8 protein-coding genes, 2 pseudogenes and 1 riboswitch are annotated in these 11,468 nt (G+C 73.3%); of the genes and pseudogenes, 6 read left to right on the forward strand and 4 right to left on the reverse strand.

Going from position 1 to position 11,468, the window contains the following annotated elements:
* A partial coding sequence (locus CG719_RS27050; RefSeq protein WP_159024966.1) for a M48 family metalloprotease occupies positions 1–528 on the forward strand: 528 nt, incomplete at its 5' end.
* Position 529: 1 nt separating this feature from the next.
* Here the strand turns inward: CG719_RS27050 and CG719_RS27055 are convergent.
* A complete protein-coding gene (locus tag CG719_RS27055; protein WP_100571316.1) occupies positions 530–871 on the reverse strand; it encodes a tetratricopeptide repeat protein in 342 nt (113 codons plus the stop codon).
* Between the two features lie 206 nt (positions 872–1,077).
* On the opposite strand from CG719_RS27055, the gene CG719_RS27060 reads away from it, so the two are divergent.
* The gene (locus CG719_RS27060) at positions 1,078–1,386 is read left to right on the forward strand and encodes a hypothetical protein (RefSeq protein WP_199836795.1); all 309 of its coding nucleotides are present in this window, start codon (positions 1,078–1,080) and stop codon (positions 1,384–1,386) included.
* Between the two features lie 171 nt (positions 1,387–1,557).
* Here CG719_RS27060 and metE read toward each other — a convergent pair.
* Positions 1,558–3,871: pseudogene (gene metE, locus CG719_RS27065) on the reverse strand (5-methyltetrahydropteroyltriglutamate--homocysteine S-methyltransferase).
* 153 nt (positions 3,872–4,024) lie between these two features.
* Positions 4,025–4,244: riboswitch (cobalamin riboswitch) on the reverse strand.
* A gap of 77 nt (positions 4,245–4,321) precedes the next feature.
* Positions 4,322–4,498: pseudogene (locus tag CG719_RS37215) on the reverse strand (aromatic-ring hydroxylase C-terminal domain-containing protein); the annotation flags it as partial.
* Between CG719_RS37215 and CG719_RS27070 the strand changes: the two are divergent.
* Positions 4,458–4,583, forward strand: a complete 126-nt coding sequence (locus CG719_RS27070; RefSeq protein ID WP_234375780.1) for a TetR/AcrR family transcriptional regulator C-terminal domain-containing protein — start codon at positions 4,458–4,460, stop codon at positions 4,581–4,583. The pseudogene CG719_RS37215 and the gene CG719_RS27070 sit on opposite strands and share 41 nt — an antisense overlap.
* 127 nt (positions 4,584–4,710) lie before the next feature.
* Positions 4,711–6,768 carry a SpoIIE family protein phosphatase gene (locus CG719_RS27075; protein WP_324838751.1) on the forward strand — a complete coding sequence of 686 codons (2,058 nt, stop codon included), beginning with the start codon at positions 4,711–4,713 and terminating at the stop codon, positions 6,766–6,768.
* Here CG719_RS27075 and CG719_RS27080 read toward each other — a convergent pair.
* A complete protein-coding gene (locus CG719_RS27080; RefSeq protein WP_100571317.1) occupies positions 6,765–7,748 on the reverse strand; it encodes an alpha/beta hydrolase in 984 nt (327 codons plus the stop codon). The genes CG719_RS27075 and CG719_RS27080 overlap by 4 nt on opposite strands.
* A gap of 410 nt (positions 7,749–8,158) precedes the next feature.
* On the opposite strand from CG719_RS27080, the gene CG719_RS27085 reads away from it, so the two are divergent.
* Positions 8,159–8,878 (forward strand): FAD binding domain-containing protein, encoded by a 720-nt coding sequence (locus tag CG719_RS27085; protein ID WP_100571318.1) that lies wholly within the window; start codon positions 8,159–8,161, stop codon positions 8,876–8,878.
* 214 nt (positions 8,879–9,092) lie between these two features.
* Positions 9,093–11,417, forward strand: a complete 2,325-nt coding sequence (locus CG719_RS27090) for a heavy metal translocating P-type ATPase (protein ID WP_100571319.1) — start codon at positions 9,093–9,095, stop codon at positions 11,415–11,417.
* Positions 11,418–11,468 lie beyond the last annotated feature (51 nt).

Genomic DNA, 11,468 nt, shown 5'->3' on the forward strand with positions numbered 1-11,468 from the left:
CGCCGGACCAAACGCCCGGATCAGGTGGGAGCCCGTACACCACTTCCCAGGACGCAACCCCTTCTGAACGGCCTCACCGCGGACGAACGGCGTGCCCTGTTCGCGCACGAACGCGCCCACCTGGCGGCCCGCCACCACCGTCACCTGCTCACCGTCCACCTGGCTGCCTGCGCCAACCCCCTTCTGCGGCCGCTGCGTTCCGCCGTCGTCTACACCGCCGAACGCTGGGCCGACGAGGACGCGGCCCGCGCGGTCGGCGACCGGCGCGTGGTGGCGCGGGCGGTCGGCAAGGCGGCCCTGCTGTCGTCGGGCGCGCCCGCGCCCACTCTCGCCGCGGTGGCCGCCGGCGGTCCGGTGCCGCGCCGGGTCGCCGCCCTGCTGGCGCCGGCACCGGCGGGCCGGCACTGGCCGCCGGTCTTCACGGCGGTCGGCGCCGCCGTGTGGGGCGCAGCCGCCGGTGCGGCGGTGTCCGCGATGTCCTCGGCGAACTCCGCGGTCACCCTGTTCCTGCACCTCCACCCGGCGTGATTCACGGGAGGTCGCCCGCCAGGGCGGAGGCGATACGCAGGTGCGTCCCCGCCTCGTCCCGGCGACCCTGCCGCTGAAGGGTGCGGCCGAGCATCAGCCGGGCGTAGTGCTCCACCGGGTCGCGCTCGACGATGACACGCAACTGGTCCTCGGCCCGGCGCAGTTGGGCCGAGTGGTAGTAGGCACGCGCCAGCAGCAGCCGGGGCCCGGTCTGCTCGGGCACCTCCTCGACCAGCCCCTCCAGCACACGGGCCGCGGCGGCGTAGTCCCGGGCGTCGAAGAACATCCGCGCCCGCTCCCAGCGCTCCGCAGGCGTTCCGTGCTCGTAGTACGTCGTGTCCACTGGTGACCTCCTCCGGTGCCTCGTTCCAGAGCCACCGGCTGCCACAACCGGCACGGTTGGTTGAATATTCCACTTCTTGTTTCGCCGCGGCGAACGGGCTACGGGTGAGGCCGGTCCGTCCGTGTCGCCGCCTCAGCGGTGGAGTCGTAGGCGGCTCGGGCCCGGGCGATGGCCCCGCGGCCGCGCCGGCCATCATGGGGCTCGGCATGAGTGCCGTGATGCCGGACGAGTCCGGCATCGCCTCCGGACTGTTCAACACCAGTCAGCAGATCGGGGGCGCGATCGGCCTCACCGTGCTGAGCGTGTTCGTCAGCGCGCGTACGAAGAGCCTCACCGTCGCGGGGAAGTCCGAGGCGGAAGCCCTGGTCGGGGGTTACCAGGCGGCCTTCCTGGCCGCCGCCGGATTCGCGCTGACCGCCCTGATCGTCGACGCCGTCCTACTCAAGGCCACGCCGTCCGCGGGCGTAGAGCAACAGAGCACGGCGCCTTCCGAACAGGACGCCTCGGTCTCCTGATCACCTCGGGAACGGCCTGACCCGCAGGCGACGTGCACCGCGGCGTTCCGGGCGGCCAGGCCGTTGAAGGGGGCCACGGCAGCGGCCCGTGCCCGGGGCCCGGTGACGGCTGGGACGCACGTCCGCTCCGGCCGGGGTCGGCCGGAGCGGACATGACGCGCCGGGGGAGTCCTACGACACCTCACCGCGCACGGTGCGCGCCGCCGCGACGAGGTTCTCCAGGGAGGCCCGGGTCTCCGGCCAGCCGCGGGTCTTCAGACCGCAGTCGGGGTTGACCCACAGCCGTTCGGCGGGGATGGCCTCCAGACCGGTGCGCAGGAGGTCGGCGGTCTCCTCGGCGCTCGGGACGCGCGGGGAGTGGATGTCGTACACGCCGGGCCCGGCCTCGCGCGGGTAGCCGTGAGCGGCGAGTTCGCGGGCGACCTGCATGTGGGAGCGGGCGGCCTCCAGGCTGATGACGTCGGCGTCGAGGTCGTCGATGGCCTGCACGACGTCGCCGAACTCGGCGTAGCACATGTGGGTGTGGATCTGGGTGTCCGGGCGTACGCCGCCGGTGGTGAGCCGGAACGCCTCCGTGGCCCACGCCAGGTAGGCCGCGCGGTCGGCGGCGCGCAGCGGCAGGGTCTCGCGCAGGGCGGGCTCGTCCACCTGGATCACCGAAGTACCCACCGCCTCCAGGTCGTTCACCTCGTCGCGCAGGGCGAGGGCGACCTGGCGGGCGGTGTCGGCCAGCGGCTGGTCGTCGCGGACGAAGGACCAGGCGAGCATGGTGACCGGACCAGTGAGCATGCCCTTGACCGGCCGGTCGGACAGGGACTGCGCGTACGTCGTCCAGCGCACCGTCATCGGGTCCGGACGGGAGATGTCGCCGGCCAGGATCGGCGGGCGGACGTACCGGGTGCCGTAGGACTGGACCCAGCCGTGCTGGGTGGCGAGGTATCCGGTGAGCTGCTCGGCGAAGTACTGCACCATGTCGTTGCGTTCGGCCTCGCCGTGCACCAGCACGTCGAGGCCGGTCTTCTCCTGGAAGGAGATCACCTCCCGGATCTCCGCCTTGACACGCTCCTCGTAGCCGGCGGTGCCGATCCGGCCCGCGCGCAGATCGGCGCGGGCGGCGCGCAGTTCGCCGGTCTGCGGGAAGGAGCCGATCGTGGTGGTCGGCAGCAGCGGCAGGCCGAGGTGGGCGCGCTGGGCGGCGGCCCGTTCGGCGTACGGCTGGGAGCGGCGGGCGTCCGCGTCGGTGACGGCCGCGGCACGGGCGCGGACCTGCGGATCGCGGGTGATGGGGGAGTGCGCGCGGGAGGCCAGGTCGGCACGGTTCGCGGCGAGTTCGGCGGCGATCGCGTCCGTGCCGTGGGTCAGGCCCTTGGCGAGGGTGACGATCTCGGCGGTCTTCTGCCGGGCGAAGGCGAGCCAGCGCAGGATCTGCGGCTCGATGTCACGCTCGGCCGTCGTGTCCAGCGGCACGTGCAGCAGGGAGCAGGAGGCGGACACATCGACCCGGTCGGCGAGGCCCAGCAGGGTGCCGAGCGTGGCCAGGGACGCCGACAGGTCGTCGACCCAGATGTTGCGGCCGTTGACGACCCCGGCGACCAGCCGCTTGCCGGGCAGTCCGCCGGCGGCGGCGAGGGCGTCCAGGTTGGCCGCCGCCGCCTCGGTGAAGTCCAGCGCGAGCCCGTCCACCGGGGCCTTGGCCAGCAGCGGCAGCGCGTCGCCCAGACGGTCGAAGTAGGAGGCGACCAGCAGCTTGGGCCGGTCGGTGAGCGCGCCGAGGTCGCGGTAGGCGCGCCCGGCGGCGTTCAGTTCCGCCGGGGTGCGGTCCTGGACGAGTGCCGGCTCGTCCAGTTGCACCCATGCGGCGCCCGCGGCGCGCAGGTCGGCGAGGACCTCCGCGTACACGGGCAGCAGCCGGTCCAGCAGGGTGAGCGGGTCGAAGTCGGCGGCCACGCCGGGGGCGGGCTTGGCCAGCAGCAGGTAGGTGACGGGGCCGACCAGAACGGGCCGGGCCGTCAGGCCCAGGCCGAGGGCCTCCTCCAGTTCGGCGACCTGCTTGGCGGAGTCGGCCGTGAACACCGTGTCGGGACCCAACTCGGGGACCAGATAGTGGTAGTTGGTGTCGAACCACTTGGTCATCTCCAGCGGCGCGACGTCCTGGGTGCCGCGCGCCATCGCGAAGTAGCCGTCCAGGGGGTCCGGCGGCGACGGCGTCCCGGTGGCGGGCCGGGACAGCGCCCACCATCACGGTGGTGTCCAGCACGTGGTCGTAGTACGAGAAGTCCCCGGTGGGGATCTCGTCGACGCCGGCCCCGGCCAGTGCCCGCCAGTTGGCGCGGCGCAGTTCGGCGGCCGTGGCGCGCAGGGTGTCGGCGGTGACGCGGCCCTTCCAGTAGCCCTCGACGGCCTTCTTGAGTTCCCGGCCCCGGCCCTGGCGGGGGTAGCCGTACACGGTGGCCCGGGCTGCCGCGGCTGCGGACTTGGTGGTCACGGAGATCTCCTTCGCGAGACGATTCCCTGAGATCCCGGCGACGGGACGGGGGCGCGAAGGGTGACGGGACCGGACGGCACCGGCCCGCGGCCGTCCGTTCGGTGTGTTCGCCGACCCGCCCTCGAGGTCACCGGGATGTCCGCGCGCGAGTGGTTCGCACACGGGCAGTTGGCAGGTCTTCGGACTCGCGGGCACGTCTTCGTCGTACGAGACACCTACTGGCCGTCGCTTCCCAGGCCCTTCCCGGGCCCAGTGCGTATGACGGCGGTCGTTCCCGCTCACCGCTGCGGGGCAGTCCCGGATTCCCACCGGGTTCCCTCTTGCGACGCATCCCGCCTGGCGGACGGGGCGAACCAGCTGCACGGGCCAGCCTACGGGGCCCTTCCGGCTCGCGGCGGATCATGTCCATCATTCGGATGGTCCGCCGGGACATGTGTCCGGTTCCGCTCGCTACGGGATCCGGTGCGCGTCCTCGGCTCCCACCCGCCCCGCGTACTCCGCCAGCCCGTCCGCGGTCTCGCCCGCCCAGCCCACGTGGCCGTCCGGGCGGATCAGGAACACCCCCGCGCCGTACGCCACGGGTGCCGTGTCCGTGCCCGTCGTCAGCAGGGTCCAGTGCGGCCCCCGGATCTTCGCGGACTACGAGCAGCACTTCACGGAGGGGCTCGAACTCGTGATCGACGGCATCGCGGCGCGATACGGGATCGACTGAGGACGGTCCGGCGGGCGGTGAGCCGCCCGCGGCGGACCTGCCGACCCGGCCGGGGCGCGAGACCATGGTGGCGTAGGCAGCGGTCTCGGCCGGGAGCGCGGGGGCGAGTCGAGAGGAGGCGTCGACGGTGGAGTCTGCCGAAGCCTTCATGGGAAACGCCGGAATCGAGCCCGCGGCCCCGTCCGGCGGCCTGCTGGACTCGCTGAGCGTCTCGGCGGTGGTGCTCGACGCGCAGGGGCGCGTGGTCTTCTGGAGTCCCCAGGCCCAGCAGGTCTTCGGCTACAGCGCCGGGGAGGCCGTGGGCCGGTACGCGGCCCGGCTGATGGTCGACGAACGGCACCGGGACCTCGTCGTCGCGCTGTTCGCTCAGGTGATGACGGAGGGCACGGGGTGGGCCGGAGCCTTCCCCGTCCGCCACAAGGACGGCAGCTCCCGCCTGGTGGAGTTCCGCAACATGCGGCTGGAGGGCGCGCACGGGGACTACTACGCGCTCGGCATCGCCGCCGACCGCGCCGTCCTGCGGACCATGGAACGCGACCTCGCGCTCTCCGCCCGGCTGGTCTCGCAGTCCCCGATCGGGCTGGGCATCGTGGACACCGACCTGCGGTATCTGGTGGTCAACCCCACGCTGGAGCGCTTCAACGGCCGGTCAGCCGAGCAGCATGTCGGGCGGACCGTCCGCGAGGTGCTGGGCTTCATGGACGCCGTCTGGGTCGAGACCGCGATGCGCCGCGTACTGGACAGCGGCGACCCGCTGCTGAACCAGCTCATCCTCGCCCCCACCCCCTGCGACCCCGGTCGCGAGCACGCGTGGTCGGTCTCGTACTACCGCCTGGAGGACGGGGCCGGGCGGGCGCTCGGGGTCGCGACCGAACTCATCGACGTCACCGCGCAGCACCGCGCCTCCGCCGAGGCCGCCGCCGCGCGGCAGCGCCTCGCTCTGATAGCCGACGCCTCGGCGCGCATCGGGACGACCCTCGATCCGGCCACCACCGCCGACGAGCTCGCCCGCGTCTGCGTGCCGGACGTCGCGGACCTCGCCGCGGTCGACCTCCTGGACGCGGCGCTCCAGGGCGGCGACCCCGGCTGGAGACCGGGCAGCCCGATGGCCATGCGCACCCTGGCGGTCGTCGCCCACCCGGCCCCGGGCGTCTCCCTCCCCGTCGGGTACGTCGCCCGGTTCGCGCCGCACCACATGGTCGCCCGGTGCGTCACCACCGGCGGACCGGTCCTCGCCGCCCATGTCACCGCCCGTGACATCGCCCGCCTCGCCCCGGCCCACGCCGCCCACGCCCTCGCGGAGGTCAAGGCCCATTCCTGCCTGGTCGTCCCGCTCGTCGCCCACGGCCGCGTCCTGGGCGCCCTGGCGCTGGCCCGCAGCGGCAATCCCGTGCCGTTCGGCGACGACGACGCCACCCTGGCCCTCGAACTGGCCTCCCGCGCGGCCGTCAGCATCGACCACGCCCGCTGGTACCAGAACCAGCGGACGGCCGCCGAGGACTTCCAGCGCAGCCTCCTGCCCAGGGAACCGTCGCGGCGGCCGGGCCTGGACATCGCCTGCCGCTACCAGCCCGCCTCCACCATCTGCGGGATCGGCGGCGACTGGTACGACGCGATCGCGCTGTCCGACGACAGGACCGCCCTGGTCATCGGCGACGTGATGGGCAGCGGCAGCGGCGCCGCCGCCACCATGGGCCAGCTCCGTACGGCGACCCGCACCCTGGCCGCGCTCGACCTGGACCCCGCCGCGGTCCTGTCGCACCTCGACCGCATCACGGGCGAGCTGGAGCAGCGGTTCGCCACCTGCACGTACGCCGTGTACGACCCGCGCCGCGCCTGCTGCCACGTCGCCATGGCCGGACATCTGCCGCCGGTCCTCATCCCCGCCTCGGGTGCTCCGCGGCTGCTCGACCTCCCGACCGGGGCGCCCCTCGGCGTGGGAAGCGTCCCCTTCGAGACCACCCGCCTCCGGATCGGGCCCGGGGACGGGCTGCTGCTCTACACCGACGGGCTCGTCGAGACCCGCAGCGACTCGCTCGACGCGCAACTGGCCACGCTGCTGAGCCTCCTGACACGGCCACCGGGTCCGCTGGAAGAGACCTGCGACCATCTGCTGGACGCCCTGCGCAGCCCCGCGGAACCCGACGACGTGGCCCTGCTCCTCACCCGCGCCGGCCGGAGCTAACCGGTGGCGGACGCGTCGTCCTCCGTGCCGAGCGCGCCCCGCAGGAACCGCACGGCCTGGTCGATGGCCGCCCGGGCGGCCTTGGAGTGGCTGAGCGAGTTGAGCATCATGAAGTCGTGCACCGTGCCGTCGTAGCGCACCGTGGTCACCGGGACGCCGGCGGCGCGGAGCTTGGCGGCGTACGCCTCGCCCTCGTCGCGCAGCACGTCGGCCTCGTCGACGAGCAGCAGGGCGGGCGGCAGTCCGGCGAGCTGCTCGCCGGTGGCCCGGTTGGGGGACGCGGTGATCTCCTCGCGCTGGTGCGGGTCCGTCGTGTAGGCGTCCCAGAACCACTCCATCAACTTGCGGCTGAGGTAGTAGCCGCTGGCGAACTGGTCGTAGGAGTCGGTGTCCATCGCCGCGTCCGTGACCGGGTAGTACATCGACTGGTGCACGAACCTGACGTCACCGCGCTCCTTGGCCATCAGGGCGAGCGCCGCGGTCATGTTCCCGCCGACCGACTCGCCGGCCACCGCCAGCCGTCGGGCGTCCAGGCCCTTCGACTCTCCCTCCCGCGTGATCCACTGCGCGGTCGCGTAGCCCTGCTCGATGGCCACGGGATAGCGCGCCTCCGGCGAGGGCGTGTACTCGACGAAGGCCACGGTGGTACGGGCGCCGACCGCCAGCTCGCGCACCAGCCGGTCGTGGGTGCCCGCGTTGCCCAGCACCCAGCCGCCGCCGTGCATGTACACCACGACGGGCAGCGTTCCGGTGACGCCCCGCGGCCTGACGAGGCGGACCCGTACGTCGCCCACGGAGGCCGGTACGGTGATCCACTCCTCGTCGACCGGCAGTTTGTCGACCGGCGCGGCCTGAAGGTCGTCGAGGACCTTGCGTGCTTCGGCGGGCTCCATCTCGTACAGGAAGGGGTGCTTCGAGGTCGCGTCGGCGAGTTCCTGCGCCGGACGCTCCAGGACGATCGTGCTGGACTGAGCGGCCATGGCGATGCTCCTTGGCGATGCTGAGAAGCGCATGCTGAGACGCGCGTGGCGAGACGCGCAGGGTGCCCGGCCGACGAGCGCCGGTGCCACTGAACGCCCGGGCCCCGGGAAATGAGTCCTTGTCCAAGGTTCGAGGCCTTCGTCCAGGCCCTGCGAGCCGATGTGCCCATCGTATGCGCACATCCCGCGGCCATCGACTCGCGGCGAACGGGCGACGGCGGCAGACCGGTTCGGAGCGGGTGGGTATGCGGCGGGGATATGCGCCGGGGCGCTGCCGCCGGCGCGCCGTGTGCTCGTGTGAGCCCTGTGCGCGCCCCCGGCCGGCAGGGAAGACTGCCTGCCGGCGGGCAGGGGACCGCGGCACTGCCCACCGCCTTCGTCCGGCGTCCCAGGAAGGCAGGTCGGTCGCTGTGCTGTTGCGTCTGCCCACGTCCGTGTCCGAAGCACGGGAGTGTCTGGCGGAGGGAGCCGTGCCGATCGGCGGGGCGACCCTCGTCTGGGCCACCTGGCAGCGCGACGGATTCCCCGAACTGGCCATGTCCCTGCGCGAGTTGCCGGAGGCCAACGTCGTGGGACGGCGGACCGTGGGCGGCGCTGTGGTGCTGCACCGGATCGACGAGCGGGTTCCCGACGTACTGCGCCTGGCCGCCGCCACGGTGGGCACCGGGGCCGTGCGCCGGACGGCGACGGTCGGTGGCAACCTCGTCGGCAGTGCCCTGCGCTGCCTGCTGCCCGCCGCGCTCGTCCTGGACGCCCGGGCGACGGTGCTGGAGCCCGAAGGCGTCCGTGAGGCGGACCTGTCCGAGGTGGTGGCCAAGCGGCCCGTCCTGCTCAGCCTCCGCTGGCGCGAGCCGGTCGCCTCTGCCTACCGCAAGCTGGACGGCGAGGCGGGCGGACCTCCGCCCCTCGCGGTCGCCTCGGCGGTGCACGCCGAGGACGACGGCGATCGTCTGCGGGTCGCCGTCCGCGACGGCTACGACGTGTTCAGCGGAAGTGTCCCGCGCGCGGCCGACGTGGCGGAGGTCCTGAGCGGGCTGCGCGGGACGGCCCTCGGTGATCTGCCGGGCGCCGCGTGGGACGCCGTCCACTCGCAGGTCACCGGCCTTCTGGACGGCCTCGGCGCGCGCTAAGTACGCGCACTGAGTACGCGCCTCGAGGAGGCGAGCCGCCGGCCGTGCGGCGTGCGGCATCGCACGTTCCCGGGCGGATCCACGCACGTCAGATACCCCCACCCCGTATGTGAAACCAGTGGTCGAGTCCTTGCCTCACGTACCCCCTAAGGGTATACATGGGACTGCTGGATACCCCTAGGGGGTACCTGATGGGCAAGGAGGAGCCGATCACATGACCACCACCACGTCCGATGCCGCCGAGGTCGCACTCGCCATCGGCGGCATGACCTGCGCCTCGTGCGCGGCCCGTATCGAGAAGAAGCTCAACCGCATGGACGGCGTCGAGGCGACCGTCAACTACGCCACCGGGAAGGCGAGAGTCACCTTCCGCGAGGATGTCGCCGTGGCCGACCTGATCGCCACGGTCGAGGCCACCGGCTACACCGCGCGCGAACCCGAACCCGAGTCCGTCCGTGCCGAGCCCGAACGGGCCGGCCGCTCGGCGGGTTCGGCGCGTTCGGCGGGTTCGGCGCGTTCGGCGCGTTCGGCGGGTTCGGTGGGAGAGAGCCCTGACGAGCTCCGGCCGCTGCGGGAGAGGCTGACCACCGCGGTCGTGCTCGCCGTGCCGGTGATCGCGATGGCGATGATCCCGCCCCTCCAGTTCGAGTACTGGCAGTGGCTGTCCCTGACCCTGACGGCGCCCGTGGTGACGTACGCCGCCTGGCCGTTCCACAAGGCCGCCTGGACCAATGCCCGGCACGGCGCGGCCACCATGGACACGCTGATCTCGGTCGGCACCTCCGCGGCGTTCCTGTGGTCGGTGTGGGCGCTGTTCCTCGGCACCGCCGGCATGCCCGGCATGACCCACCCCTTCGAGCTGACCATCGCCCGCGGCGACGGCGCGGGAAACATCTATCTGGAGGCCGCCGCAGGTGTGACCGCGTTCATCCTCGCCGGCCGCTACTTCGAGGCCCGGTCCAGGCGCAAGGCGGGTGCGGCGCTCAGGACCCTGCTGGAACTGGGTGCGAAGGAGGTCACCGTTCTCCGCGGCGCACACGAAGAACGCGTCCCCGTGCGGGAGTTGAAGGTCGGCGACCGCTTCCTGGTCCGCCCCGGCGAGAAGATCGCCACCGACGGCACCGTCGTCGAGGGTGCCTCCGCCGTGGACGCCTCGATGCTCACCGGCGAGTCCGTCCCGGTCGAGGTCGCCGTGGGGGACGCCGTCACCGGCGCCACCCTGAACGCGGGCGGACGGCTGGTCGTCGAGGCCACCCGGGTCGGCTCGGACACCCAACTCGCCCGCATGGCCAAGCTGGTGGAGGACGCCCAGAACGGCAAGGCCGCCGCCCAGCGGCTCGCCGACAGGATCTCCGGGGTCTTCGTCCCCGTCGTCATCGCGCTGTCCCTGGCCACGCTCGGCTTCTGGCTCCTCGGCGGCGCCGGACCGACCGCCGCCTTCACCGCCGCTGTCGCCGTCCTGATCATCGCCTGCCCGTGCGCCCTGGGGCTCGCCACACCCACCGCCCTCATGGTCGGCACCGGACGCGGGGCCCAACTCGGCATCCTCATCAAGGGCCCCGAGGTCCTGGAGAGCACACGCAAGGTCGACACCGTCGTCCTGGACAAGACGGGCACCGTCACCACCGGCCGGATGACCCTGCTGGCCGTACACCCGGCCGACGGCACCGACGAGACGGACGTCCTGCGGCTCGCCGGCGCCCTGGAGCACGCCTCCGAGCACCCGATCGCCCGGGCGGTCGCCACCGGAGCCGCGGACCGCGTGGGCACCCTGCCGGTCCCGGAGGACTTCGCCAACGTCGCCGGACTCGGGGTCCAGGGCGTCGTCGAGGGGCACGCCGTCCTCGTCGGGCGCGAGCGGTTGCTCGCCGAGTGGGCGATGTCCCTGCCGGACGACCTGCGGCGCGCCAAGGAGGGCGCCGAGGCGGCCGGTCGTACGGTCGTCGCGGTCGCCTGGGACGGCGAGGCGCGTGCGGTCCTCGAAGTCGCCGACGCCGTCAAGGAGTCCAGCCCCGAGGCCGTACGCCGGCTGCGTGCCCTGGGCCTGACGCCCATGCTGCTCACCGGCGACAACCGGGCCGTCGCCGAGGCCGTCGCGGCCGAGACGGGCATCGCACCCGAGCACGTCATCGCCGAGGTCCTTCCGCAGGACAAGGTCGACGTCGTCAAGCGCCTCCAGGGCGAAGGCCGTTCGGTCGCCATGGTCGGCGACGGCGTCAACGACGCGGCGGCACTCGCCCAGGCCGATCTGGGACTGGCGATGGGAACCGGCACGGACGCCGCGATCGAGGCCGGCGACCTGACCCTGGTCCGCGGGGACCTCCGGGCCGCGGCCGACGCCATACGGCTTGCCCGCAGGACGCTGGGCATCATCCGCTCCAACCTGTTCTGGGCCTTCGCCTACAACGTCGCCGCGCTTCCGCTCGCCGCGGCCGGACTGCTCAACCCGATGATCGCGGGCGCCGCGATGGCCTTCTCCTCGGTCTTCGTGGTCGGCAACAGCCTGCGCCTGCGCCGCTTCCGGGCCATCGGCCACTGACCCCGGTGGGCATCGCGGCAGGGCGCCCGCCGTTCCTCCGGGGACGGCGGG

The organism is Streptomyces sp. CB01373 (genome assembly GCF_002803075.1).
Lineage (GTDB): Bacteria > Actinomycetota > Actinomycetes > Streptomycetales > Streptomycetaceae > Streptomyces.

What these genes read in the sequence shown, in the direction of transcription:
- CG719_RS27090 (WP_100571319.1), top strand. Translation starts at nt 9,093, where the DNA reads ATGACCACCACCACGTCCGATGCCGCCGAGGTCGCACTCGCCATCGGC.
- CG719_RS27080 (WP_100571317.1), bottom strand. Translation starts at nt 7,748, where the DNA reads ATGGCCGCTCAGTCCAGCACGATCGTCCTGGAGCGTCCGGCGCAGGAA.
- CG719_RS27060 (WP_199836795.1), top strand. Translation starts at nt 1,078, where the DNA reads ATGAGTGCCGTGATGCCGGACGAGTCCGGCATCGCCTCCGGACTGTTC.